The organism is Halobacillus halophilus DSM 2266 (assembly GCF_000284515.1).
Taxonomy (GTDB): Bacteria; Bacillota; Bacilli; order Bacillales; family Halobacillaceae; genus Halobacillus; species Halobacillus halophilus.
Map to the genome: position 1 here is coordinate 2,472,879 of NC_017668.1, position 26,145 is coordinate 2,499,023.

28 protein-coding genes are annotated in these 26,145 nt (G+C 38.9%); 9 read left to right on the forward strand and 19 right to left on the reverse strand.

Going from position 1 to position 26,145, the window contains the following annotated elements:
- The first annotated feature begins 88 nt into the window (after positions 1-88).
- The 6 genes from comGA to comGF are packed head-to-tail and all read left to right on the forward strand — an operon-like array spanning position 89 to position 3,584.
- Positions 89-1,084, forward strand: a complete 996-nt coding sequence (gene comGA / locus HBHAL_RS12215; protein ID WP_014643741.1) for a competence type IV pilus ATPase ComGA — start codon at positions 89-91, stop codon at positions 1,082-1,084.
- Positions 1,066-2,106, forward strand: coding sequence for a type II secretion system F family protein (locus HBHAL_RS12220; RefSeq protein ID WP_065814011.1), 1,041 nt, complete (start codon positions 1,066-1,068; stop codon positions 2,104-2,106). The genes comGA and HBHAL_RS12220 overlap by 19 nt, the downstream gene beginning before the upstream one ends.
- Before the next feature lie 17 nt (positions 2,107-2,123).
- On the forward strand, positions 2,124-2,423 hold the full coding sequence (gene comGC, locus HBHAL_RS12225) for a competence type IV pilus major pilin ComGC (RefSeq protein WP_014643743.1): 300 nt from the start codon (positions 2,124-2,126) through the stop codon (positions 2,421-2,423).
- Positions 2,389-2,865, forward strand: coding sequence for a competence type IV pilus minor pilin ComGD (gene comGD, locus HBHAL_RS12230; protein ID WP_262983428.1), 477 nt, complete (start codon positions 2,389-2,391; stop codon positions 2,863-2,865). The genes comGC and comGD overlap by 35 nt, the downstream gene beginning before the upstream one ends.
- On the forward strand, positions 2,852-3,184 hold the full coding sequence (locus HBHAL_RS12235) for a hypothetical protein (RefSeq protein ID WP_014643745.1): 333 nt from the start codon (positions 2,852-2,854) through the stop codon (positions 3,182-3,184). The genes comGD and HBHAL_RS12235 overlap by 14 nt, the downstream gene beginning before the upstream one ends.
- The gene (comGF, locus tag HBHAL_RS12240) at positions 3,168-3,584 is read left to right on the forward strand and encodes a competence type IV pilus minor pilin ComGF (protein ID WP_014643746.1); all 417 of its coding nucleotides are present in this window, start codon (positions 3,168-3,170) and stop codon (positions 3,582-3,584) included. Before HBHAL_RS12235 ends, comGF begins: the two co-directional genes overlap by 17 nt.
- Positions 3,585-4,028: 444 nt before the next feature.
- Here the strand turns inward: comGF and HBHAL_RS12250 are convergent, their stop codons facing one another.
- Complete coding sequence (locus tag HBHAL_RS12250; RefSeq protein WP_014643747.1) at positions 4,029-4,412, reverse strand: Spx/MgsR family RNA polymerase-binding regulatory protein; 384 nt, start codon at positions 4,410-4,412, stop codon at positions 4,029-4,031.
- A 250-nt stretch (positions 4,413-4,662) separates the two neighbouring features.
- Between HBHAL_RS12250 and HBHAL_RS12255 the strand changes: the two genes are divergently transcribed.
- Entirely contained in the window at positions 4,663-4,908 is a 246-nt protein-coding gene (locus HBHAL_RS12255) for a DUF2626 domain-containing protein (protein ID WP_014643748.1), read from the forward strand.
- A gap of 44 nt (positions 4,909-4,952) precedes the next feature.
- Here the strand turns inward: HBHAL_RS12255 and HBHAL_RS12260 are convergent, their stop codons facing one another.
- Entirely contained in the window at positions 4,953-5,576 is a 624-nt protein-coding gene (locus tag HBHAL_RS12260) for an MBL fold metallo-hydrolase (protein ID WP_014643749.1), read from the reverse strand.
- A gap of 162 nt (positions 5,577-5,738) precedes the next feature.
- On the opposite strand from HBHAL_RS12260, the gene HBHAL_RS20595 reads away from it, so the two are divergent.
- Positions 5,739-5,903, forward strand: coding sequence for a DUF2759 family protein (locus HBHAL_RS20595; protein WP_065814012.1), 165 nt, complete (start codon positions 5,739-5,741; stop codon positions 5,901-5,903).
- A gap of 88 nt (positions 5,904-5,991) precedes the next feature.
- Here HBHAL_RS20595 and HBHAL_RS12265 read toward each other — a convergent pair whose 3' ends face one another.
- The 6 genes from HBHAL_RS12265 to HBHAL_RS12290 form a co-directional block, all read right to left on the reverse strand.
- Positions 5,992-6,759 carry an ABC transporter permease gene (locus HBHAL_RS12265; protein ID WP_051005600.1) on the reverse strand — a complete coding sequence of 256 codons (768 nt, stop codon included), beginning with the start codon at positions 6,757-6,759 and terminating at the stop codon, positions 5,992-5,994.
- A gap of 14 nt (positions 6,760-6,773) precedes the next feature.
- The gene (locus HBHAL_RS12270) at positions 6,774-7,460 is read right to left on the reverse strand and encodes an ABC transporter ATP-binding protein (RefSeq protein WP_014643751.1); all 687 of its coding nucleotides are present in this window, start codon (positions 7,458-7,460) and stop codon (positions 6,774-6,776) included.
- 120 nt (positions 7,461-7,580) lie between these two features.
- Entirely contained in the window at positions 7,581-9,464 is a 1,884-nt protein-coding gene (locus tag HBHAL_RS12275; protein WP_014643752.1) for an LTA synthase family protein, read from the reverse strand.
- A gap of 278 nt (positions 9,465-9,742) precedes the next feature.
- Entirely contained in the window at positions 9,743-10,699 is a 957-nt protein-coding gene (locus HBHAL_RS12280; RefSeq protein ID WP_014643753.1) for an ROK family glucokinase, read from the reverse strand.
- Positions 10,700-10,915: a YqgQ family protein gene (locus HBHAL_RS12285; protein WP_014643754.1), complete on the reverse strand. Its 216-nt coding sequence runs from the start codon at positions 10,913-10,915 to the stop codon at positions 10,700-10,702. It lies immediately after the preceding gene.
- Positions 10,916-10,980: 65 nt separating this feature from the next.
- Positions 10,981-12,435, reverse strand: a complete 1,455-nt coding sequence (locus tag HBHAL_RS12290) for a spore germination protein (RefSeq protein WP_014643755.1) — start codon at positions 12,433-12,435, stop codon at positions 10,981-10,983.
- A 176-nt stretch (positions 12,436-12,611) separates the two neighbouring features.
- Here HBHAL_RS12290 and HBHAL_RS12295 point away from each other — a divergent pair, with 176 nt between their 5' ends.
- Complete coding sequence (locus HBHAL_RS12295) at positions 12,612-13,472, forward strand: hypothetical protein (RefSeq protein WP_014643756.1); 861 nt, start codon at positions 12,612-12,614, stop codon at positions 13,470-13,472.
- Here HBHAL_RS12295 and HBHAL_RS12300 read toward each other — a convergent pair.
- The 11 genes from HBHAL_RS12300 to HBHAL_RS12350 all read right to left on the reverse strand — a co-directional run bounded on the left by HBHAL_RS12300 (position 13,466) and on the right by HBHAL_RS12350 (position 26,108).
- Entirely contained in the window at positions 13,466-14,998 is a 1,533-nt protein-coding gene (locus HBHAL_RS12300) for a rhomboid family protein (protein WP_014643757.1), read from the reverse strand. The two genes, HBHAL_RS12295 and HBHAL_RS12300, sit on opposite strands and share 7 nt — an antisense overlap.
- Positions 14,999-15,340: 342 nt before the next feature.
- Positions 15,341-16,303, reverse strand: coding sequence for an L-lactate dehydrogenase (locus HBHAL_RS12305; RefSeq protein WP_014643758.1), 963 nt, complete (start codon positions 16,301-16,303; stop codon positions 15,341-15,343).
- A 94-nt stretch (positions 16,304-16,397) separates the two neighbouring features.
- The gene (locus HBHAL_RS12310) at positions 16,398-16,967 is read right to left on the reverse strand and encodes a 5-formyltetrahydrofolate cyclo-ligase (RefSeq protein ID WP_014643759.1); all 570 of its coding nucleotides are present in this window, start codon (positions 16,965-16,967) and stop codon (positions 16,398-16,400) included.
- 622 nt (positions 16,968-17,589) lie between these two features.
- Positions 17,590-17,739, reverse strand: a complete 150-nt coding sequence (rpmG, locus tag HBHAL_RS12315) for a 50S ribosomal protein L33 (RefSeq protein WP_014643761.1) — start codon at positions 17,737-17,739, stop codon at positions 17,590-17,592.
- Positions 17,740-17,951: 212 nt separating this feature from the next.
- The gene (phoU, locus tag HBHAL_RS12320; protein WP_014643763.1) at positions 17,952-18,614 is read right to left on the reverse strand and encodes a phosphate signaling complex protein PhoU; all 663 of its coding nucleotides are present in this window, start codon (positions 18,612-18,614) and stop codon (positions 17,952-17,954) included.
- Between the two features lie 23 nt (positions 18,615-18,637).
- A complete protein-coding gene (gene pstB / locus HBHAL_RS12325) occupies positions 18,638-19,381 on the reverse strand; it encodes a phosphate ABC transporter ATP-binding protein PstB (RefSeq protein WP_396253239.1) in 744 nt (247 codons plus the stop codon).
- A 131-nt stretch (positions 19,382-19,512) separates the two neighbouring features.
- Complete coding sequence (pstA, locus tag HBHAL_RS12330; RefSeq protein WP_014643765.1) at positions 19,513-20,391, reverse strand: phosphate ABC transporter permease PstA; 879 nt, start codon at positions 20,389-20,391, stop codon at positions 19,513-19,515.
- A complete protein-coding gene (pstC, locus tag HBHAL_RS12335) occupies positions 20,391-21,338 on the reverse strand; it encodes a phosphate ABC transporter permease subunit PstC (protein ID WP_014643766.1) in 948 nt (315 codons plus the stop codon). The genes pstA and pstC overlap by 1 nt, the downstream gene beginning before the upstream one ends.
- 78 nt (positions 21,339-21,416) lie before the next feature.
- Positions 21,417-22,427, reverse strand: a complete 1,011-nt coding sequence (locus tag HBHAL_RS12340) for a phosphate ABC transporter substrate-binding protein PstS family protein (RefSeq protein ID WP_014643767.1) — start codon at positions 22,425-22,427, stop codon at positions 21,417-21,419.
- Positions 22,428-22,634: 207 nt separating this feature from the next.
- Entirely contained in the window at positions 22,635-24,782 is a 2,148-nt protein-coding gene (locus tag HBHAL_RS12345; protein ID WP_014643768.1) for a peptidoglycan D,D-transpeptidase FtsI family protein, read from the reverse strand.
- A gap of 90 nt (positions 24,783-24,872) precedes the next feature.
- Complete coding sequence (locus tag HBHAL_RS12350; protein ID WP_014643769.1) at positions 24,873-26,108, reverse strand: MFS transporter; 1,236 nt, start codon at positions 26,106-26,108, stop codon at positions 24,873-24,875.
- Between the last annotated feature and the right edge of the window lie 37 nt (positions 26,109-26,145).

Here is a 26,145-nt window from a genome sequence, read left to right on the forward strand (position 1 = left end):
AAAGTTCAAAAATAAAAGAAGGAATCAGCCGAATTATGTCGAATATAATCCTTTGTGAAAAAATTAATGAAAAGAGGTGATAGCTCCTTTGCAGTCCATAGCAAATTACGCTCGCGATTTACTAGTCTCAGCGATACAGCAAACGGCTTCAGATATTCATTTCACTCCGTTTGCAGAAAACGCTAGCATTTATTTCCGTATTCATGGTAAAAGAATTTCCCACTCTTCCCTTCCCCTGCCACTTTACCAAAAACTTCTCGCTTATTTTAAATTCACGTCAGGAATGGATATTGGAGAAATCAAGCGTCCTCAGAATGGCACTCTTCAACACCGAAGCGACCAGTCAATCTTCGATCTCCGCCTCTCCACTCTTCCTATCACAGGAACAGAAAGCCTAGCTATCCGCATTCTAACACCTATGGATCATACTCCCTTAGAACAACTTTTTCTTTTCCCCTCTCAACTTAAACGAATTGAACAATGGTTAAGCCATTCCAGTGGTATGATTCTGTTCACAGGACCTACAGGAAGTGGTAAAACCACCACCCTTTATGCTCTTTTACAGGCCTTAATGAACCGCAGTTCATTTCAAGCCATTACACTTGAAGATCCAATTGAAAAGAATTTAAACAACATTATACAAGTTCAAGTAAACGAAAAGGCCGGCATTACTTATGATACTGGTTTAAAAGCAGCTCTTCGTCATGATCCAGATCTACTTATGGTAGGGGAAATCAGAGACCGCGACACTGCACACTTTGCATTTCGAGCTGCTTTGAGCGGACATCTAGTTATTAGTACTATTCATGCTAAGGATGCCTATGGAACGCTTCGACGGTTAAGAGAAATGAATATTCCTCAGGCAGACATGGAACAAACCTTGATCGCAATAGCTGCACAGCAACTTGTGCCTATCCATGGAGAAGGAATGCTTCCTAGACGCGCAGCTATCTTAGAATTGCTGGATGGCAGACTTCTAAGCTCATCTATTCGGGATATCCCACCCAATACCCAGAATAATTTTCAGTCTTTCGATCATTTAAGGAGGAAGGCTTATGCCCTCGGATTCATAAATTATTCGTAAACTTCACCCGGAGAAACACGAAACTCCCCGTTGCTATTCAAATACTCTTTTTCCATCGGTTAAGCCACATTCTCCATAAAGGGTATCCATTATTGGAAGCCTTAAAGATGACAGGATGGGATCCTTCCCTGAGACCGCTGTCAGAGGAAATTAACATCCACTTATCTAAGGGAGAAACCATCGATAACGCTTTCCTTCATGTTCACTTTTCACCACTGGTAACGAACTTTCTCTATTTTGGCAGAGTGCACCAGGACCTGCCAGCTATGTTTAAACAATGTGAAGAGCTATTAAAAATGAAAAAAGATTACTTTCATAAATTATTTCAAGTTTTACGATACCCTCTGTTTCTTTTAATGTTTTTAATTGCTGCTTTTAGTATTCTAAAACATACTATTCTCCCCAATTTCCTAGTCCTTTTTCAAGGAGAGGATTCTTCTTCTCTCTGGTTTATGATGGCATTAGATTATTTCATCAATGGACTTGGTGTTTTATCGATTACTTTGTTCATTGGGCTGATAGTTATGAAGTTAACTTTTCCAAGACTTTCACTAAGCAGACGTATTAATTTGTACGAAAAAGTTCCCCTTCTAAAGATTTATCATTCCTTTATGACTTCTTTTCTATTTACTACTCATCTTAATTCCCTTTTTAAAGCCGGACTCCCTTTAAAACAATCCCTTGAGATTATGAGCAGCCACAATCGATACGAATTATTGTCTTTCTACAGCGAAAAAATTATATCTCATCTAGCCGAAGGGAGAACTCTCGGGCAATCGGTGCAAAGCTGCTCTCTTTTAAAAAGCGAGCTAACCAATTTGTTCCATCAAACAAACGACATAGAAGCTCTAAGTCATGAACTGGAGATGCTATCCGAATTTTTCATAGAATATGTACAAGAGAAAATGCTTAAATGGATGCTAATGATCCAACCATTGTTCTTTATTATAATTGCAGTAATTGTGGTCTGTATCTATGCTTCCATCATGCTTCCGCTCTACCAGTGGATGGATCAAATATAAATTCAGGAGTGATACTTATGAAAAACGAAAAAGGTTTTACATTAATTGAAATGCTGATTGTCCTGCTCGTTATCTCTGTACTAATGATTATTACTATACCTAATTTAACCAAAAACAACGGAACGATTAGAGATAAAGGCTGCGAGGCACTTGTGATTACAGCCCAGGCTCAAGCAGAAGCTTATTCTATCGAGAACGGGGCTTATCCTTCCAATTTATCTGATCTAGTTGACGGTCAATATTTAAAGCAAACCACCTGCCCTGATGGAGGCGTACTTGGATATGATTCAGATTCCGGTGAAGTCTCTGCTCCTTGATGGTTCAAAATCGTCTAAGGCCTATACAATTAGTGAAGTTCTAATTGTTCTTATCTTCTGGTCCATTCTCCTTCTAAGTATTGTTCCTCTCCATCATCGCACATTTCAGCACATCCAATCTTCGCAATTCATGTCACAACTGAAAGATGATGTACTTTTGACCCAGCAGCTGACTATGCAAGACCATATTTACTATATGTTGTTGTTTCGACCAAATACAAATGAATATATCTTATATGATCAAAAAAATAAAACTACAATATTCCAAAGATCATTCCCCGACAATTGGAGAATGCAACTTCTTACTCTTGAAGCCACTGTCCGGTTTAACGAAAATGGAGTTGTAACAAAGCCAGGGACTATGAAAATTCATACGCCCCATACCATCTTTAAAATCGTATTCCCTTTTGGAGCGAGCAGGTTAGCCATTGAAGAACTCTAGTGGATTTACCTTAGTTGAAACGATCACATCAGTCAGTCTTCTTCTTTGCCTTATTATCTTTCTACTCCCCTCCCTCAGCCACATTCGTTTATTACAAAAGGATTTGGCCAATGAAAGAATAGCCATTTCCTATCTTCATGAGGAACTGCACAGCCTCTCCTATACGAAACCACATTTGCAGAATGTACACTTAGGTTATGAAGAATCACCATTCCAAATTCAATTCGTAGAGAAGAGTAACTTTGTGGAAGGCTGTATTACGTGGAAAACGCATTTGAGGAAAATAAAGAAAGTGTGTCTATATGCCAAAGATTCATAGCCAGGGGTTTACTTTAATGGAAACTCTAATGAGCCTCATCATTATTTCATTAATCCTCATTCTCTCTTTTCCTTTGTTTCGAATGATTCATGACGTTGATTACTATGAGGAATTATCTGTCCGGCAAATGTTTTCGTTCTTACAGGAAGAAGTAAACAGAGGTCGTGAGGTGGAGGTGATTTCTAACAGCATCTTTATCACAGATGCTGTAAACCGCAAGATTACTATTGAACAATATCAGAATCTTATTAGGAGAAGAGTAAACCTTTCTGGTCATGAGGTTTTACTACAGAATGTAGAAGCAATTCACTTAACCAATCATACTCACTATATAATGATTAAGTTACAAATGGAAGGTGGTGGTGTTTATCAAAAAAACATTCATAGATCCGCTCCTTAATCAGCAGGGAGTTATCTTTCCCTGGGTAGCAGGTATAGGATTGGTGATTATTTTTCTTACTATAAGTTCTGTACAACGCTATCAGAACCAAGTTTTGTTCAACGATACCTATATTCTATCTATCGTCAGACAGAATTTATTAGAAACCGCTCAGCAAAATTTGCTTATACGGTGGAATGAGATCTCTCCTGAAGAAGATCCTTATTACAGCTTAACAACGCCTAATGGACAAGCTCAGTCCACCTGTAATAGAGAAAGTAATGAGAGTATTCATTGTAAATGGGAGATAACAGACTACTCTGGAAATATGAAATCGTTAGACACTTACTACAAATTACAGCAAACCAAGAACTAATAAAAAATCATCGCATTCCCACAGATCATGGTTTGCGATGATTAATTAAACGAAGTTGGCCATATCGGGTTCCTCTTTCATAACGTAATTTAAGAAATACTTGCCGCGTATTCAAGTTTCTGATTTGTAATTCCACGTAACCCTTCCAAATCATATCCAACCACTAATTTTTCTCCATCAGTTAGAATAGGGCGTCTTAAGAGTTTTGGTTTTTCAATTACTAAATCAATAAACTCGTTAAGGGAAAGATCCTCTACATCCATATCCAAGGATTTAAACTCTTTGCTGCGCTTAGCAAGAATTTCGTCAATTCCATAAGTGGTCAAAGATAATATTTTTCTAAGGTCTTCCACTGTTGGAGTCTCCCTGAACAAATGCTGTTCATTAAAATCAATTCCCTCACTCTTCAACCAGGACTTTGTACGACGACAAGATGTGCAACTAGGGTAAGTGTAAAATCTTAATTCTTCCATTAACACCGCTCCTCTTAAATATTTGATGTATTAAGTTGTACAGTTATTGTATAACCTTTGTACAATATTTTAAACATCTTTTTCGTAATTTTCAATTGAAAGTTTTTCCTTACTGCGTTTAAGGGTAATGTATAAGGTGTCTGCTTGTGTGTATAATGTAAAAAGAATGCTAAGTGATTTATTTACAATTGAGATTTGGTCGTTTATAATATTAATGATAGTTTATCGAAGGAAAAGGAGGGGGAAAAGCATGGATCGTATGTTTAGAGTGCTAGCCTTTTGGACAGGTATTTTTGCTGTCATGTTTTATACAGGCGATATGATGGAGGCTTCCTTATTATCCCTTGCCCAAACGGCTTTTTTCCTTACTGTGGGTTACCTTAAACTGTCTGAACGTATGTATGTTTACATATTTTTCTCATACTTGACAGTTTTCATGATCGGTTTTACTTATTATTCTTCATTTATTTTAGTGCCGAGCTTTGGAGGACACTAAAAAAATCCTGTTATCCAATGGATAACAGGATTTTTATTTCTTTTTTAAGTGAAAAACGGGTTTTCTTTACGCTCTTCCTCGATTGTCGTAGGCATGCCATGCCCTGGGTAAATGCGCATATCATTTCTAAGACTGAATAATTGACTTTGAATACTATCCAGTAATTGTTCTCGATCTCCTCCTGGTAAGTCCGTTCTTCCCATACCTCTTTGAAATAAAGTATCTCCCGCTATTGTAAAACGCTGGTTTCTAAAGACGAGAGATACGCTTCCTGGAGAATGCCCAGGAGTATGACGTACTTCAAATGAAAAAGGCCCTATTTCCATCTGACCGCTTTCAAGTGTATAATCTGCTGGACGAGCTGTAATCTGCCCCATTTGGAAAAATCCAGAACCGTTTTTTGTTGGATCACTCAGCCAGTCACTTTCTGCCTCATTCAAGTAAACAGGAACGTTGTAAGCTTCTCTTACTGCATCTACAGCACCTATGTGATCAAAGTGAGCATGAGTTAATAATACACCTATTACCTTTAACTCTTTTTCTTTCAAAAAAGCTTCTAATTTTCGGAAATCGCCCCCTGGATCCACAACTAGCGCTTCTTTATTTTGATAGACAATGTAAGCGTTTGTAGCCATTGGTCCCAATGGCAATCGAGAAATATTTAACAATGGGTAGACACCTCTCATTTAATTTAATAAAATACGGATAGATAACTCGACATTTTCATTTTTATATTATAAAATGAATAAGGATTGAACTAAGCTACATACATTATAACATCCTTGTTATGGGGATGATAATAAAGAAAAGGGATTTAGGGGGTGCTGATCTTGGTCACAGCTATTCTTCTTTTACTCGTTGCAATTCTATGTGTAATTGCGGTGTTCCGTGAACTGAAAACTAAAAACTTCTTCGCCGTCTTATTTGCTGGTGCATCAGCATTGATGTTTGGTTGGTTCTCAGTAATGACAATTTATTCCAATCTTTTCAGTTAATGAACTAAAAAAGTGTGATACTTATTTTAAGTATCACACTTTTTTTATGTTTCACAACACTTGTACAATCTGTATAAGCATATTTAAATTACTCTACAGGTTCAATAAGCTGTTTGTTTTTATTAAAGAAATATCTGTACATAGCGAGAGTTACAAACATGGCACTGATGGATACTGAGGAAAAAATACTTAAGGATATAACCAGCTGATATTTAATAGCCATTACTGGTTCAACCCCTCCCAGTATTAAACCAGTCATCATCCCGGGCAGTTGGACCAGTCCAATGGTTTTTAAACGGTCCACGTTTGGAATTAGAGCAGCATGCAGCGTTCTTTGTACAATTAAATGAGAGGCTTGTTTGGGCTCAGCTCCTAGTGAAAGCGCAGCGAGCAGCCGTCCATTGTTATCTCGAAATTCACTTTTCATTCTTTCTAATGCTAGTCCCATGGCTACCATACTGTTCCCAATCACCATACCGCTCATAGGAATAACTTCTGACGGACGGAATTGTACCATGTCAAAGACCAGCCACATCGTGAGGACGCTTCCCTCTACAAATAAAAGACTTATAAAAATGACAGGTAATATATGGGGAAGCTCTTTTCCTTTTTGTCTGGCATGAAAGGTAGCAATAATAATCATTATTCCAACCATTAAAGGGATCCCCACACTGGCAGGCAGATCAAATAAATAAGTCAATATGTATCCGATTGCAAATAACTGAACAGTGCCCCTTAAAGCAGACCATAACACATTTTTACCCAGTCCTAATTGATAAAAATACGAGAGGGTCAAAGGGATAATAACAAAAATGATAAGAAAAAACAAAGACTGATTTGAGACTTCTGGCGTCAAAGCGTTCACATCCTCTATCCTTCAATAAATTTAAGCAGTTTTTCGTTTTTTGGGTGGTCTAGCATATCGGGAATCGTTCCATCTTCCTGAAGATTTCCATCCATAATAAAGAGACCTCTGTCACCCAGTCTTCGAGCCTGATTCAAATTATGAGTGACCATCACCATGGTCATTTCATGTTCCTTAATTAATCCTTCGAGCACTTCTTCAATTTCTTCAGCGGTTTGATAATCAAGTGCGCTCGTCGGCTCATCAAGTAACAGAACCTCGGGTGAATTTGCAAGTGTACGAGCTAATGATACACGCTGCTCTTCACCACCAGACAAATGGCTTACATCTTTATGTAGATAGGAGGATGGAAGCTGTACATATTCAAGTAAGGTCTCAGCATTTCCTTGTTCCCACTCCCCGAATAACGAGGGTCCATATTTTAGATTATCTAATACCGTGCCTGGAAAAAGGTGAGGAGCCTGAAGTACCAACCCAACATTTCTCCTTAATTCAGTTACCGAATAATCTTTAATTGATTTTCCATTAAAGTAGATGGCGCCGCTATCAGGCTCACTTAAACGATTAAATAAATATAACAAAGTACTTTTCCCTGCGCCTGAAGGGCCAAACAAGATTACTTTTTCTTTCTTTTCGATCGTAAATGTAAGGTTAGTTAATGGATCTTGACTGACTTTCTCAAAACGAAACATGACATTCCCTCTCTTTAAATAATGATTATGTATGTATCCTTACCCTGAGAGCGCAAAAAATATGTGAGTAAATATAAAGAGCCGTCATGAGAAATGTCATGACGGCTCTTAAATTTACAATTATTGATCTTCACTCTGTCCGAAATCATAAAACCGGAACAAATCACCGTAAATAATGTTGTCTGAATACTGTAGTTCCTGATCGACCTTCTCTTTAATAGGAGTACATTGATTTGCTTCCTCTTCTTCTAAAGGGGCTCCGCTCTCACGGTCAAAGCAAGTTCCATCGGCGAAAATATATTCTTCACTCACAAAGCTTCCATCTCTCATAGCAATGAAATCCTTGCCTTTTTCTGCAAACATGTTGTCTCCAAAGGTGAGGTCCTCTTCATTGTTAATCCCTAATAAATGTAACAGAGTTGGTTTAACATCAATTTGCCCTACCACCTCTTCACGTATTTCTCCATTTTCATATCCTGGAATATGAATCATGAAGGGTACTCGTTGAAGTTGAGTGTGCTCATAGGCGTTAATTTCTTTTCCAAGAAATTCTCCAATTGCTTTATTATGAAATTCACTAATTCCGTAGTGATCCCCCATTAAAACAATGATTGAATCTTCATAAATACCAGAATCCTTCAGCTCCTGGATGAATGACTGCAATGCTTCATCCGTATAGCGTGCTGTTTGAAAATAATGATTCAGAGTCTTAGAGCCAGAATCATACTGATCAATATTCGCTTTTTCTTCCGGTAGTTCAAAAGGGAAGTGGTGCGTTAACGTTATAAACTTGCTGTAGAAAGGCTGCTCCTGTTCTTTCAAGTACTTAATGGATTGATCAAAGAAGGCTTTATCTTCAAGTCCCCAGCCAAACGAATTCTCCGACGTGACTTCAAAGGATTGTTCACCATAAAATTGATCGTAACCAAGATTGTCGTACATGACCTCTCTGTTCCAAAAACTTTTGTTATTTGCATGGAATACAGATGTTTCATAGCTTTCATTATTTAAAATTTCCGGTAGGGAATGATATTCATTCTGCGCATGTGTGAAATAGACGGCTCCCCTTCCGAGTGGATACAAAGAATTCTCAATGATAAACTCGGAATCGGATGTTTTCCCCTGTGCTGTCTGATGATAAAAGTTCTTAAACCATATGGTGTCTTTGCTTTCTTTTAAGTCGTTAAGAAAAGGGGTTGCTTCTGTGCCATTAATTTCAGAGTCAAATAAGAAGTTTTGGAAAGATTCAACACTGACAAAAATCACATTTTTATCTTCTGCAATTCCGTATAAAGGCACATCCTTGTTATTACCATCCGGAGAGTTCCTGTCTAAATACGACTCAATTTCACTGATTTCACTTCCGTCCGCAAGTACACGCTGAGCTTTTGTTTTAGTTTGCATAGAAGCATCGTATAAATGGTAATTGTACACGCCAATATTCTTCACAAGATATTCTCTATCAAAAGCGCGCACAAAAAGCATAGGTCGTTCCATTTCAGCGAGTACTACATTTCCAGCTAGCAGGAGGAAAGTAACGGCTGTAGCTGCAATTTTACCAGTTTGAGGTAAATTAATGGATAAATTAAATTTCTTTTTACTTAAATACCAAATAATTGCAACATCCAAAAACAGAAGAACATCCTGCATATGCAGAAGCGTTAAAAAGCTTCCGGTGAGATCTGCTGCATTATTTCCTTGAAAAAGAACCGGGATAGTAATAAAATCTGTAAAATTTCGGTAGAATATTAAATTAATAAACAGGATAAGTGATCCAATAAGAGAGGTCCATCTCAAGTATTTCATCTGTCGTGCAGGATTGAGCCAAACACTTATAGCAAAAATGAGGTAGGCACTCGCGATTGGATTTATCAGCAGAATAAATTCCTGTAATGGATTTTCAATGGATAAGTCGAACATAAGCCGGTACACTAGATATGTCTTTATTCCAAATAAAATCGTAGCTATTATAAATAAAGGCATGCGAAACTTATTCATTTGCATGTTGGTTCCTCCTCAAAAGTACACCCCTCTGGTTAATTCTTTTTACTTTTATTTAACCAGATCTTCTAACTTCCTTTACAATTTCCACTTATAATGTTTTATTAAACAGTTTCATTGTGTATGACGAAAATTCTATCACAAAAGTTTCAAAAAAAGTAGGTTTTAAGAAATTTGTTAGATGATTGTTAAGCGTAAGTAATGCACCCGACATTATCCACTATATGTATGAGAACTGCTATTATATGAAAAGAAAGGTGGAGCTTAGGCAGCTCCACCTCTTATTGATTCGTTTTAACTAGAAATGCCGCTCCGATTACTCCGGCATCATTACCTAACTTTGCCAAATCGAAGCTTGTTGCTGCAAATGTTCTTCGTAAAGCATATTTTTTATAAGCTACTTTCAAGGGATCTAACAATTGACTTCCAGCCTGCGAAACTCCCCCGCCTATTACAATTTTTTCAGGATTAATCGCAATAGCAAGATTGGCAATTGTCATTCCCAGCAGGTCCGTAACTTTTTCAATCACTGCACCTGCTGCTTCATCTCCCTGCTGTGCAGCTTCAAATACATCTTTTGCTGTCAGCTGATCAGACGGGATGTTTCGTAAGATGCTTGCAGGAATAGTTTCGATACTCTCTTTCGCTAATCTAACAATTCCTGTGGCTGAAGCTAACGTTTCCAGGCAGCCAGTTTTACCGCAATTACAAGGAGCTCCGCCTTCAGGTACTACTGTAATATGTCCAATTTCACCTGCGGTACCATTAACTCCGTTTAAAATCTCGCCATTAGCTATAATACCTCCCCCAACACCAGTGCCTAAGGTTACAGCAATTAGTTCACGGGCTCCTTCACCAGCTCCCAGCCACTTTTCTCCTAAAGCTGCAAGATTGGCATCGTTATCCACCCATACAGGAAAACCGGTCCATTCACTCAATATGGCCCCAAAATCATAATTTTTCCAACCGATATTTACTGCTTCGTGGATAAAACCGCTATTTGGATCAACAAAACCTGGTGCTCCGGCACCAATACCGGCGACTTGATTCTTATCAATATGTAACTCTTCTAAAGAATCCTCAAAGGCATGATGAATATCTTCAGGGATCCTCTCTCCACCATTTTCTCTATCTGTATTAATTTCCCATTTTTTAACAATTTCCCCACTGTCTTTAATCACTGCGAGTTTCACCGTAGTACCGCCGATATCAGCGGCAAGAAAAATATTTTTTTCCATTTAACGTTCCTCCCCTTGCTGACGATCTTTTTCCCTCGCTATTTCTCCTCTTAATAATAAAAGAGCCATTTGAAAATCTTCTTTCTCCATACACTGTGAGCGATAAAGCTCTTTTACTTCATCTTCCATCAACTCTAAATCAGCCAGTCGATCACCTACGTAGATATAAGTACCAAACTTTTTTAAGTGCTGCTGAATATCGTAAATCGTTTTCATAATTTCATCACCGAATCCATTATACCAATAGCAGCGTGGAATGAAAACGTAAAACCCTGACCTATTCATCGGTCAGGGTCTTTAGGATGCAAGAAAGCCGGTCGTCTATTTTTCAAGGGAATCGGAGAACGGAAGAGCACATCTCGGAACGGTTTCCAGGCAAAAGGAAGAAAAGGCCATAAATAAGGGGTTTTAAAGGTCTGCATACGTGACAGGTAAATTAACCAGAGTGTAACTCCTATGACATATCCTTTCACTCCGAAAAAACCTGTAATGAGTAATAGTGCAAGTCTTGATAATCGATCAGCAAGTCCAATTTCATAACTTGGAGTCGCAAAAGTACCTATTGCTGCCAAAGATAAATACAATACTACTTCACTCGAGAAAAGTCCTACATCTACAGCCACTTGCCCAATTAAAATAGCCGCCACAAGTCCGAGTGCTGTAGCTAAGGAAGATGGTGTATGAATAGCGGCCATCCTTAACATGTCAATGCCTACTTCAGCAATTAAAAATTGTAAAAGTAGAGGCACTACCCCAGAGTCGGTTGGTCCAATGAATGATAAGTTTTCCGGCAGAAGGTCAGGCTGCATGGAAAACAAGAAGTAAAGAGGCAGAATAAAAATGGAAGAAATAAACGCAATGAATCGAATCCAGCGCAGGTAGGCTCCTACAAGTGGTTTCTGACGATATTCTTCTGCGTGCTGGAGATGGTGCCAGAAGGTTGCCGGCGTAATCATAACACTAGGAGAACCATCTATAATGATTAGGATATGTCCTTCATAAAGATGTGCTGCTGCTGTATCTGGCCTCTCTGTATAGCGAATGACTGGATAAGGATTCCAATGCTGGCCGCTTATAAACTCTTCAATTGTTTTTTCAGCCATTGGCAGAGCATCAGTATCTATTTCTTGAAGGACTCTCTGCAAATGCTCAATACGTTCAGGATCTGCAATATCCTTTAAGTAACATAAACAGACGTCTGTTTGTGATCTACGACCGATTTGAGTATATTCCATACGCAATGATCGATCTCTGATCCGCCTTCTCGTAAGAGCCGTATTAAAAACAATGGTTTCTACAAACCCATCTCTTGAACCCCTGACTACTCTTTCTAAATCAGGTTCTTGAGGACCGCGAACAGGGTAGGTCCGGGCATCAATTATTATGATTTCTTCCATACCCTCTACCACTAACACCGTAGGTCCCGCTAAAACTGTGTCCGCTGCTTTATTAAGATCTTTTTCCTTATCTAATTCAATATAAGGAAGGTGTGTCTCCAGGAGCTTAGTTAAAGGGTCAGGATCTAATTGGTCAGGGTCCAGTTTTGAAAGAAGCTTCATTAAATAGTGAAGAATATCGTCTTTAACAAAACCATCGACCATAAATAGAGACATACCTCTGCCTGCATAAACAAGGTCTAGATGAATCATATCAAAGCTTTCTTCAACCCCTAGACGATCGCGGAGGTAGGCCACATTCTTTTCATAATTATCAAATAAAAGTTGTTTCTCTTCCATGTCGCACCTTCTTCCATTCCTCATAGAAGTTAGCTTTTGTTAAATTCAAGAAAACATACTTATATAAACAAATTGGGTTCAAGCATACTTAACTTTTGACGCATGTCCTCCTCTTTTTCTTCATAACTATCTATATACTGCTTAAATACTGAATAGGTGACGAAGGAGGTGACCTTATGAAAAAAGTATGGCTGTACTGGGTATTGGGTCCATTAGTATTCGTGATTGTACTAGCTCTTTATTCAAGTTATTTCAGAGATGATGCTGTTATCAAATACTTCCCGCTGGCTCAATCAAGCACCTTCAGTTCTTATGACACTAAATTGGAATTTGAATCTCCACAGGATGAAGATGAGTACGAAATAAAATGGGAGATGTTTTCGGATAGCAATCAATCTATGTATTTAAGACAAGACGTATCGTTATTATATGTTAATGGAAGGTTAAAAGGCATCATGAATAAGTGGAAGGAAAATGCTTCTGTAATAGAAAAAAAAACCAGCCTTCATGGAGAGGATAGTAAGAGGTATGAGGCGATTAGCTTTCACCATGGGGAAATTCATGAAGGAGAAAAACCAATTCAAAGTATCCAGGCTACTTCAAACGCCACTCTTTATGTAATTGATTCACCGCTAACCAAACGGTCTTCCTTTCATGTACCTTCCACTCCTGAAGAAAAAGAGTGGAAAGAGACACTGGACCATAGCATCACACAGCAACTCGAAGCCCAGTGGCACGAACTGCTTCGGTATTATCAAATTCCTAAAAATCAATATACTCTTGTACCTTTAACGCACCTCGGCGAGTTTAAAGGAAAACCCTTCCCAGGGACCACAGAAGAAAACTACGAACGTATAAAAGGTCAGCTATGGGAAGGGCTGTACAAAAATTATATTTTGGGGATTTCCAATGCGGAATCGTCTCATCCTATTCAAAGTTATATTCCTTTAATTCTTTTTGATAATAATGGAAAACATTTAATGGTTCTGTTTGAAGATGATAAAGGAAAAAAACATCAATTAATTCAATACTATTGAAGATCCTCGGTTAATTCCTGGAAATCCTGATTCTCAGGTCTTAAATCTGCTGCTGTTCGGGCATGCTCTATAGCCTTATTTTTTTCTCCCTTTTGCTGATAAAGCAGAGCTAAGTTATAATGAGCCTCCCCCATATCAGGGGAGAGCTCAACGACTTTTTTTAAATCCTCAATCGCTTTTTCAGGTTTACTTAATTGATTATAAGCGTAGGATCGATTAAACCTCAATTCTGCTTCATATCTACCAGGATCAGCTAAAGCTTCAGAGGTTATCGAAACCACCTGGGTGTAATCTCCACTCTCGTTCAAATCTTGTGTTTGCTGTACTTGCCCCATTCTCTCGCCATCGTTAAACAGCCCTTCACTTCCTATAAAGGCCATGGTGCCCAGAATTACGATATAGCCAGTAAGAGCAATGCCCTGGAGCCACTTGTCGTTTCGCTTAGGCAGGTTAAATCCAGCGGAAGCGATAAAGCCTCCAATTAAGCCTCCCATATGAGCGCCATTATCGACTTGAGGAACCATAATTCCAAAAGCAATATTTAATGCAATAACGAAGATTAAATTCCAACCCATCGTTTTAAAAAACAATTGTCTATGACGAACTCCAAAATAAAGCAAAGCACCAAATAATCCAAAAATAGCACCGGAAGCACCGGCCGCTACGTGAGGATTTAACATAAAACTTGCAACTCCTCCAAAAATACCGGCCAAAAGATAAATCACGGAAAAGCGCCAGGTTCCATAAATGCGTTCAACCGCGATGCCGATATAATACAAAGCGAGCATATTCATCAAGAGGTGAAGCAAACCTATGTGTAGAAACATTGAGGATCCTATGCGCCACCATTCACCTTCCATGATGGCCGGATTATATTTTGCGCCAAATTCAATCAATGTAGAAACGGATGTCGTACTACCCTGAGATTCCACAAACATGAATAGAAGAATATTTACAGCCAGTAAAATGTAAGTCATCTGAGGTTTGCCGAATTGAAATAGCGACTGTACTTCCTGCTGCTTTTTTCGATGACTTGATACAATTTGCTGCTTTAAATAAGGAATCATGGCTTCCATTTCATTATGCGATATTCTTTGTTCCAGCACAGGTTCATCGAGTCTTAAAGCTTCATAAAACCGCTTCCGTTCTTTATCTTTATTCTCGTCTGAAAAATAATATAAGTGAACGTTTAACTTCTTATCTTCATTCATTTCTGAAACTACATTTTCCCATTCCTCAACAGGAGGAAATTCAGATACATAAATTGTATGCAGGATAACATTTCCGCCGCGATAAATTTGCCGATTTTGCTTTAACTGCTGATATGTAACTTGAAGATCTCTTTTTAGTTCATTTCTCCAATTAATTTGCTTATATTTGATTCGAATCACGTGGTTCTTCCACTTACCTGAGTACTCAAGCCAAGCTTCTTTATGTTCTGTATTAATATGAAGAACTTCACACCCTTGATTCAGCACAAGATCATGAGTTACCTTCCAGAAATAAAAATCCTGTTCAATAAACAAAGACTCACCTCCTTGATACTCTTTATCATATCATGATGAAATCAACCCTCGCCATAAGTACGATTGACAAAAAAAGCTGCCTTTAAGGCAGCTTAGAGTCAGGTCTTTGAAACATCTGGGCAAGCAACTTCCTTCTTACCCACGGAACACTCATAGAAGTTTTAACCAAGCCTCTTCTAAGTAGAGGTATTTTTGTAACAATATCTAGTAAACGATAACGAAACTTAAAAGCTCCGTAAAGTATGGAGCTCACTAACAAAGTCCCTTTCAGAATTGGGTGCAACTCATCCACCTCATTTTAAACTTTAGTTGATGAGTCTATTTTCACCAGATCTACAATCGTTATGCATCCTTATATTTATTTAGGACAGGTTCCATTGATTCCTTCAAGATAGATGCGGAACGGCTGAATTTTTGCTTCTCTTCAGGATCAAGGTTTAACTGAATTATTTCCTTTATGCCTTTCCTATTAATAATAGCCGGTACACCTATATACAAATCCTCTTCTCCATACTCTCCTTGTAGATAACCTGAAATCGTTAATACAGCATTCTCATTGTGCAGTATGGCACGAGTGAGGCGAACGAGTCCCATAGCTATCCCGTAGTGAGTAGCCCCTTTACGCTCAATAATATGATAGGCAGCATCTCTTACTTGTGCAAAGATGGAGTCGAGATCCTCTACATCATATTTTTCAGGATGGTCATGTATGCGATCAAATATAGAGCGCCCCGCTACATTAGCATGGCTCCAAACGGGTAGTTCAGAATCTCCGTGCTCTCCCATAATGTAAGCATGAATATTTTTCGAGTCCACTTCAAAGTACTCGCTTAATTGAAATCTCAGTCTAGCGGTATCCAATATTGTTCCTGAACCGATCACTCGATGGACTGGGAGACCTGAAAACTGCCAAGTCATATAAGTTAGAATGTCCACTGGATTTGTAGCAACTAAGAAAATACCATCAAACCCGCTGGTCATGACGGATTCAACAATGGATTTAAAGATGGATGTGTTTTTTTCGACAAGATCTAAACGAGTTTCACCAGGCTTTTGATTAGCTCCGGCCGTAATGACCACGATATCAGCAGAACTGCAGTCCTCATAATTACCAAACCAGATTTTCTTATTGGAAGGCGCAAAAGCTAATCCATGATTTAAATCCATGGCATCTCCTTCAGACTTCTCCTTATTTAAATCAATAAGTACTAATTCGTCTGCAACACCTTGATTCAATAAGGCGAATGCATAACTAGACCCTACGGCACCTGTACCTATCAAGGCAACTCGGTTTACTCGCTCCATGCCATCAACTCCCCCTTGAATTTTTGTTACTCTCATTGTAAATCATACTATAGAAATTATGCGACGCGCACTCTCATTCTTTATGAACGTTTTGTTAAGGCTGTCTGGTATTAAATAACCCGCTTTCCGTAAGGATATGATCCACTCTCTGGTCAAACTTCTCTATTGGCAGAGAAGAGACCTTCTGTGCCTCTGAAGCGATCATGATCGTCTCTCCATCAAATTCCTCTAAAAACCTATCATAATACCCACCACCATAACCTATTCTGTAGCCATAGTTATCAAAAAGCAGTCCAGGGACTAAAAGTAAATGAATCTCTTCCTTTTTTACCTTCACTGCAGCAGCAGGATCTGGTTCTTTCAATCCAAAATAAACGGTTTCTAACTGACCATAATCTTCCAGTTTATAAAAATCCATCTCTCTAGTCTTAGGAATACATTTTGGCACAACTACCTGCTTATGCTCCTTCCACCCTTGATCAATAATAGGATATGTAGACCATTCATGTTCCTGAGATATAGTCATTCCTATCATTTTCGCATTTTTCCATAGATCACTTTTGAACAAGTGCTGATATAGGGCCTTTTGAATCGAATTTTTATTATCCCTGGAAAGGTTATTCAATGTTTGCTTACCTATTCTTCTACACTCTTTTTTATCCATAACCCCAATCTCCTTTTAGAATTGTCTATCTTAAAAATAAAATAAACAGTTGACGTTGAAAAGTCTTAAATATAAGGCTCTAGCCAATTTTTACAATAGATTTATTAAACAATCGGGCGGGATTTTTTTGACTCGAGTTCGATATATTGTGTGGAGAAAGGGGCTCCAGGGGACGGCTCGGCCAGCTCTTCGCCCAGACACTCGCGTCACAAGCAGGAAATTCAGGCGGAACGAATGAACCGCATCCCTTTTGAGCTTGCAGTAGTCTTCGCCGTTCCCTTCCGCCCCTTTGAGATCGTTAGAGTTCTCGAAATCTCCTATAAAAAAATCCTATCCAAAGAGGTAGGACTCGTAAGATCAGCATAATTTTTAGCACTTCAGAGCGAATAACCGCGCTATAGAAGTATTTGAAGCTGATTCAGCAGGCTACCCCCCCTACAGAAGGGTCCGATCGCAAAATTATAGTTAGGCTGGTCGGGAAATGAGGAGCCTCCCGTGGGAGAAAGAGCCCTTTCCATTTAACGCAACGTTCCCAATAGTCTTGAAACGGATCCTTACAGTACCAGGAACTTGACTGAGAAGAAATAATATAAAAAAAACAGTAGGAAATAATCCTACTGTTTTATTTAGTCTCACGGTGCAAGGTGTGTTTACCTAGACGAGGACTATATTTACTTAGTTCCAAACGCTCAGGGTTTTTACGTTTGTTTTTTGTAGTAATATAATTACGGTCACCTGTTTCAGTACAAGCAAGTGTAATGTTTACACGCATTGTCTATCCCTCCAAATTCAATCTTTTCACTATATTATCTATTTCATCAGACTCTATTAATATTAACAAATTACCTTGTTCCTTTCAAGTATGATTTTGCAGTGGTCATACATACATTTAAAAATAAGAACACACTGGATGTTCACGAACTTAGCTTTATTTTTCTCCGTTAAGAAGCAAAAAGCTGTTCCAAATGAACAGCTTTTTGCTTCTTATTTATTTAAATCATAAGATTGACCTTTTACAAGATAGAATATATTCTCCCCTATATTCGTGATGTGATCAGCAAAGCGTTCAATATATCTTGCTACATAGGAAATTTGCATAATGTGTTGGATTTGCTGGGGATTTATAGCAGTTAATTCTAATGTTTCCCTTACAATTTCCCCATATTTTCTATCTACCACATCATCCATTTCTGCTAATTTACTTGCTAAGGATATATCTTCATACTCAAAAGCTTTAACTGCTAAGTCAACCATATCCATGGCTAGTACAGCCATTTCTCTTAGTTCCGGATTAATCTCAATTCCATGATCCTCACCGAGGTGAATAGTTGCCTTGGCAATATTCGTGCCGTGGTCAGCCATCCGTTCCAAATCAGATGATATTTTGATGGCTGTTATTAAACGTCTCAGATCACGAGCGACTGGCTGCTGTTTAGCAATTAGCAAAATCGCATCTTCGTTTATTTTATCTTCTTTAGCATCAATAATGGCATCATCTTCAATAATTTTTGTAGCTTTACTAACATCTCCCTGATAAAAAACATGAATCGCAGTATCAAGTGAATATTTAGAATCAAGAGCCAGTTCTTTTATCTTTTCTTTCAAATCATTTAATTCATCTTCAAAATGTTGGCGTATAGAGACCATTAGTTTCCCCCTCAAACTCTTACTTAACCAAACCGTCCTGTAATATAATCTTCCGTCCGCTTATCTTGAGGGTTTTGGAATAAATCATCTGTTTCCGCGAACTCAACTAATTCTCCGTTTAGGAAGAAAGCTGTTTTATCAGAAATACGGGCAGCCTGCTGCATGTTGTGCGTCACAATAATAATACTATATTTTTTCTTAAGCTCCTGGACAAGCTCTTCTACTTTTGATGTAGAAATTGGGTCCAGTGAAGAAGTTGGCTCATCCATCAGAATTACGTCAGGCTCAACGGCCAGTGCACGAGCAATACATACACGCTGCTGCTGACCGCCGGAAAGACCATAAGCATTTGCATCCAAACGATCTTTCAATTCATCCCAAATGGCCGCATCCTTTAAGCTTTTCTCAACAATTTCATCAAGAACTTCTTTCTTCTTAATTCCGTGTACCCTTGGACCATAAGCTACGTTATCATATACAGACTTAGGAAATGGGTTTGGGGATTGGAAAACCATCCCTACTTTAGTTCTTAGATATTCCTGTTTAAAATCTCCATTAAAAATATTTTGGTCACGATATTTAATAGAACCGGAAGTTTTAACAATCGGCACCATCTCTACCATACGGTTTAACGTTTTTATAAAGGTGGACTTCCCACACCCTGAAGGGCCAATAATGGCTGTAACCCGCTTCTCTGGAATGTCCATATTGATTTCATAAAGGGCTTGATTGCTTCCGTACCATAAATTCAAGTCATCGACTTGCATAACATTATTAACCTCTGCCTTTTTCTGTTTCTCTTTTCTCTCAACGACAGGCTTTGAAGTTAAGCCTCCTGTCCTTGTTTCCTGTGTTTCTTCACTGATTTTAGTCATTGTGAAACCCTCCTCATCCTTAATTAAAGACGCTGTTGAAATTTGTTACGAATCAATACGGCAATCGAGTTCATTAGTAGGAGAACTGCCAGGAGTATGATAATTCCAGCTCCGGCAACAAACTGCCATTCCTCTTGCGGTCTTGCTGTCCAATTATAAATCTGAATAGGCATAGCCGTATATTTGGCAAGCAAAGAATCCGGAAGCGAATAAATAGCTGTAGCAGCTCCTACAATAATTAATGGCGCTGTTTCGCCAATAGCTCTTGAAAGGGCAATAATCGTCCCCGTTAAGATACCTGGTAGCGCTGCGGGCAGAATCACACGAGCAATTGTCTGCCATTTAGATGCCCCCATTCCTAATGAAGCTTGATGGAGGTCAATAGGTACAGACCTTAAGGCTTCCTGAGAAGCCACTACAATAACCGGAAGAATCAGTAACGCCATCGTTAAACCTCCGGCAATTAGCGTATATCCAAAGTTAAAAATGTAAACAAAGAATGTAAGACCTAGCAAACCAAAGACAATGGAAGGAACCCCCGCCAAGTTTGAGATGTTCACTCTAATAAATTCAGTAAATTTGTTTTGTGAGGCGTATTCCTCTAAATAAATAGCTGACGCTACCCCGATGATAACAGAGAAGATCGCAACTATAGCCATTAACATAATTGAACCTATCATCCCTATCCAGATTCCTGCCTCTTCTGGGTAAGGAGCGGGACCACTTGTTAGATAGTCCCAGCTTAAATAACCAATTCCTTGAGTCAATACGCGGTAAAAAAGCAGTACTAGAAAAATAAGACCAACTGAGGTGGCCAAGAAAAATAACCCCATCATAATCTTATTTTTTAATACTCTGCCTTCCATCCGTTTCTTGATGCCTTCTTCATTTTGCCCAAGCATTAATATTCCTCCCTGAACTTACGTGAAATATACTGTGCTAACAAGTTCATACCCAGAGTGAAGACGAATAACGTCATCCCAACTGCATATAAACTATAATAGATCGTTGAGCCAAACGTTGTATCCCCCGTAGCAGCCTGTACAATAAAAGCTGTCATCGTCTGAATAGACTCCGTAGGATCAAACGTTAAGTTCGGCGTAGCTCCAGCCGCAATCGTTACAATCATCGTTTCACCGATTGCTCGTGAAATTGCCAGTACAATCGATGCAACAATTCCTGAGAGCGCTGCTGGAAGTACTACCTTATATACAACCTCGAGCTTTGTCGCTCCAAGGCCGTAAGCTCCTTCACGAAGTGCGTTTGGTACAGAGTTCATGGCATCTTCCGATAAAGATGCTACCATTGGAATAATCATAATTCCAACAACAAATCCACCACTCAAAGCGTTGAAAATGCCGAGATCTGGAATAATATTCTGGAACATTGGTGTGACGAACGTTAAAGCAAAGTAACCATAAACGACAGTAGGGATTCCTGCTAAAACCTCTAAGATGGGTTTAATCACACGTCTCACCTTGTCGTTAGCGTACTCACTCAAAAATATGGCAGACATAAGACCTAACGGCACAGCGACAACTGTTGCTATCAGCGTAATGAGTAAGGTTCCCCCAATTAGGGGTGCAACCCCGTACTCTCCTGACCATGGTGACCAGCTTGTCCCTGTATAGAAATCAATTATTGATACATTAGAAAAGAAACCGATCGACTCACGCAATAAAGTAAATAATATACCGACTGTTGTCAAGACACTGATAATAGCGCACAACAGTAAAAACCACGGGATAACCTTCTCTATACGCTGTCCAAACGTGGTCTTTTGTTTATTTCTTTCAATTAATTCCTGGACATTGAATTTATTTCCCTCTGATTGTAAACCTTTGTCCATTGTCAAACTCCTCTCATCCATAAGGCAAGGTGAGACCAGTACCTGGTCCCACCTACCCTTTTAGATTTTTAAATTCAATTACTCAGCCCAGCTTTTTGCCTTGTCAAGCTGTTCTTGATATCTTTCTTCAGGAAGAGCAACGTATCCAACTTCTTCAGCAGCTTTTCCTGCATTGTTTAATGTGTACTCAACAAAGTCACGAACTTGTGGCTTGTTCTTATAAGCTTCAACATTCACATAAGTGAATAGTGGACGGGATAGCGGTGTATAAGAACCATCCTGGATTGTTTCACCAGAAGGTTTTACAGGTTCAGCATCCCCTTCGGCAATCCCTAGGACTTTAAGAGAGTCCTTATTCGCTGCATAGTAAGCATAGCCGAAGAATCCAATTGCGTTCGGGTTATTTTCAATTCCGCGTACTAGAGTGTTATCATCTTCAGAAAGAGTAGTATTTTCTCCTTCTTTCATAGGGTTCTCTTCAAGAACTACTTCATTGAAGTAATCAAAAGTACCTGAGTCATGTCCTGGAGCGAAAATTTCAATTTGCTCTTCAGGCCAGTCCGGATTGATGTCAGACCACATTTGAGCGTCAGAAGATTCAAGGAAAATCTGTCTAAGCTGTTCGATGGTTAGATTTTCAACAAAATCGTTTTTAGAACTTACTGTTACAGAAAGACCATCGTAAGCTAGTTCTAGGGGCTCAAGCTGTACGCCATTTTCTTCAGCGATTTTCTTCTCTTCTTCTTTAATTTCACGAGAAGCATTACTTAGGTCAATTTCACCTTTAGTGGATTTCTTGAAACCACCGCCGGAACCTGAGCTGTTTAGAGATGTCTCAACTTCTGGAGCCTCTTCACGATAGCTGTACGTAAGGTTTTCCATGATTGGGTAAACCGTAGAAGAACCATCAATTGCAATTGGACCAGCGACTTCCTCTCCTGATTCTTCAGTAGAACTTCCCTCACTACCTGAGCTTTCAGAATTTCCTTCGTCACCGCTGGCATCGTCGCCAGAACCGCCGCATGCAGCAAGTACTCCAAGCACTAAAATAAATGCAAACATTAGTGCTAAACTTTTAAAGTTTTTCATTTCATTATCCCCCTATTTCTAAACATGTATTATGTGATGCCGGCTTGACCAACTCACATTTTATATATTAAAGAAAGAGTTTTAAGGACATATAAATCAAACGTAAAGGTTTTGTAAATGCGTCGATTTTTATCGATTTTTAATTTTTCAGGCCAAAAAAAAAAGACTGCCGAGACGACTCGACTAGTCTTATAATGAGGTTGCTCTTTATTCTTCCTGTGTTTCTTCAGCGTTTTCTTGAGGTGATTGTGTCCCCACACCTTCTTTTTCTCTTTCTTCCTTTAAATCAAAATATGCTTTTCCTATTCGGGCACCAATCTTATTACTTATACCAGTTGTAGGTGTATCATTTCCCAAGTATGGAGTAACGACAGAAAAAGCGATTTCAGGATCATCGTGCGGAGCATAGCCGATCAAAGTTTTATTCAATAAGTTACTTCGATAGGTTTCCCCACCATTTACAGGTATCGACTTAGACGCTTCTGCTGTTCCTGTTTTTCCCGCCATATTGTATTTAGCATAAGGGGGATCCGAAAACACACTGCTTGCTGTACCTTCATTAGTCTGGAATACCTGCCGGAACCCTTCTTGTACACGATCAATATAGTCGGCATCCATTTCCAGCTGGTTAATGATTTCGGGTGAATAATCTTTATAGATCGGTCCTAATCCTTCAGAAGAAGTTGAAGGATCGTGAATTTCCTTTACCAGCTTCATTTTAAGCCTGCTCCCGCCATTAGCTATGGTAGAGACATACTGATTTAATTGCATGGCCGTGTAAGTGCTGTATTGACCAATAGCGAAGTCTAAAATGTTACCATCGGCCGGGTTATCCCCCTCAAAACCGGTTTCTTCATATGGAAAATCCAGTCCTGTTTCCACTCCTAAACCAAATTGATTAAAGTTATATAAAAAGGTTTGAAACGTATCATTTTGTAAACTAATAGGCCGTCCGTACTGATAATCAAATTCTTTCCCTAGATACATGGCAAGGAAATACATATAAACGTTGGAGGACTGTTGAATAGCCGCTATATCATCTACCACTCCAATATTTGAAGTATAGGATGACTTCTCCCGATCCGAAGAGATTTTTATGGCACGGTCATTTACCGTCTGTCCAGGATCAATAGCCCCTTCGTGCAGACCTGTTAAAATCGTTGCTCCTTTGACCGTAGAACCGGACATATACGCGTTATAAACAGCCTGATGAGAGGTGTCCGAGAAACGCTCTTCTCCTTCTTCCAAGTTTCGATTATACTTTTGCCCGGAAATGGCTAAAATCTCACCTGTTTTGGGATTAGACACAACCGCTACTGAATTCTCGAGATGCTTATTTTCATTAGGTGCCTCCTGAATAGCACTCTCAAGTTCTTCACGCAGTATTTGGTCTACTTTTTCTTGAAGTTCTACATCGAGGGTGAGAACTAAATCTTTTCCCCTCTCCCCTTCACGTATCACATTTGAATTAACAACATCGTTATTTTTATCAATCTCATACTGAACTTTTTCTTTAGTTCCCTTTAACACCTGCTCATACTGCTGTTCAAGACCGCTCGTTCCTACCCGGTCGTTTCTACTGTAGTCCAATGACATAAAGTAATCTAAATTATCACGTGGAATCCCTTGTTCTCTTGAAGTTATGTTCCCTGCATAATTTCTGAACGTATTACCATATGGATATTCTCTTTCCCAATCAGACGTAACGTTTATTCCAGGCAGACTCCCCAAGTGCTCCGCCACGGAAGAATATTCTTCATAGGAAATGTTTGAATTCTTTATGATGTGAGGGGAAAGTGCGTATGCTTTGTCCAATTCTTTTTTAATGGCGATAACTTCCTTAGTCTGATTGTCATAAGAAGTCACTTCAGTTTCCTTAATGCTGTCGAGCTGAAGCTGGTAAACCTCGCCATTATCCATATCCTTTGTATCTTCATCTTTTATACGCTCAACCACTTCTTCTCTATTCTTTAAGAAGAAGTATTCTTTTAAGTCACGGGTACTAAGCTTGTCTTCAAACTCCATATTGATATACTGTGCCAACCTTTCGGCCAGTTCTAGACGATCTAGTTGTTTTACTCCCTTAGGCGGAGTATACGTTATCGAATAAAGAGGCTCATTGTTTACTACTACCCTTCCGTAGCGATCGTACATTTCTCCTCTGGGCACGGGTATATTTGTAGTTGTGTTTTCTGTACGATCAATTTCATCCTGGGCTTCTTCTCCATTAAGAATTTGTACTACCCCAAGCTGAAGGATGATCGCCCCAAATAATAGAAATACAATAAAAAAAACCATATTTAAACGAAAAGGAAGATGGGTTTTTTTCTTTCCTCTTTTCATATCGCCGACCATTTATGTTGTCCCCCATTTCCACAAAATTCTTCCTATATTATAGCATCATTTTACTGCTACATAATAGCCGTTCGATGTGGGAAGATAGTTTCAATTGTGAGAAGACGGAACTACTTTAGTATCTATATCTTTTATAAAGAAGTAAATTAAAAAGTGGCCTCCACCTACCAGTAGTAATATATACGGAATTCCCGTCTCAGGAGCAATGAATACAATTGCGAGCAGGAATACAATAATGGAGAGAACTCGCCCCAAGTTTAAAAATAGCTCCCTGACTACAATGTATTCGATTCTCATCTCTCCGGCGTTCCATGACTTGCCGATGACATCATAAGTTAAAGATATATAGGGCACGTACAATAAAGGAAAGAAGATTCCTGCAATCGCCCCGTAGAGTAATAACAAAGCCATGCTTTTACTTACCAGCAAAATTAAAACGCTAAGGTAAAGGGAAAGACCTGCTATAAAAATAGCCTTTTTTCTCCGTCTGGGTTTAACAAGACGGGTGACTAGAAAATAAAACAGAAAGGAGAATCCAGAATACACAAGATTAAAAAAACCTAAGGACAATTCGTTACGTGTCATTAAGAAGATCCATATGGACACCGCAAATAAAAAAGTCCCTTCTCGAAACCCCTGGGATACGTGTGCATTTAATATACGTTTCCAATTGAGATTATTTTTCCTTTCGTTAATGATTCTCCGAAAAGAGAAATTCCCTTTTGCTTTTCTTCTAGATAATCCAAAGCTGACGAGAACCGCCACTATAAAAAGGCCAAACGACACAGCAAAAATAACCGTGTACCCTGTGAAGTTGTTTAAACGAGAAATAATAAAACCTGCCAGCAGAGGGCCCGTCATCCCGCCTAAAGATTGCAGAACTCCTAAAAATCCATTAAAAAAGTCTCGCGTGTCAGGTTCAGTTATCTCAAAAGTTAATACATTGTAGGCCAGCCAGTAAAAGCCATACCCCACGCCAAGTAATGCACCGAGCATGATATTAAACTTGGCTGCATTCTCCCCTACAATAAGTACGGTTAAGAAAAATAAAGAAAGAACGATTACCCCTGTACGAAGAACGATCACTCTGTCGATATGTTTCGCACATTTACCAGCAAATATAAAGGTTAAGGGCTGTAATACATAAATACTTAAATTATATAGAGCTATGTCCGTATAACTATTTGATTGTTTCCACAAATAAATATTCACAAATGTACTGGATAAAAAAATCCCGAGGGAGTATAAACCTCCAATTAAAAGCAACAACAATAAATCTTTCGAAACGTTTTCGTGGCTCAACCACGCTCGCAGCCTACTCACCATATCCATGTCTCCTTTGTGTTCTACTTTAGTGTTGGCA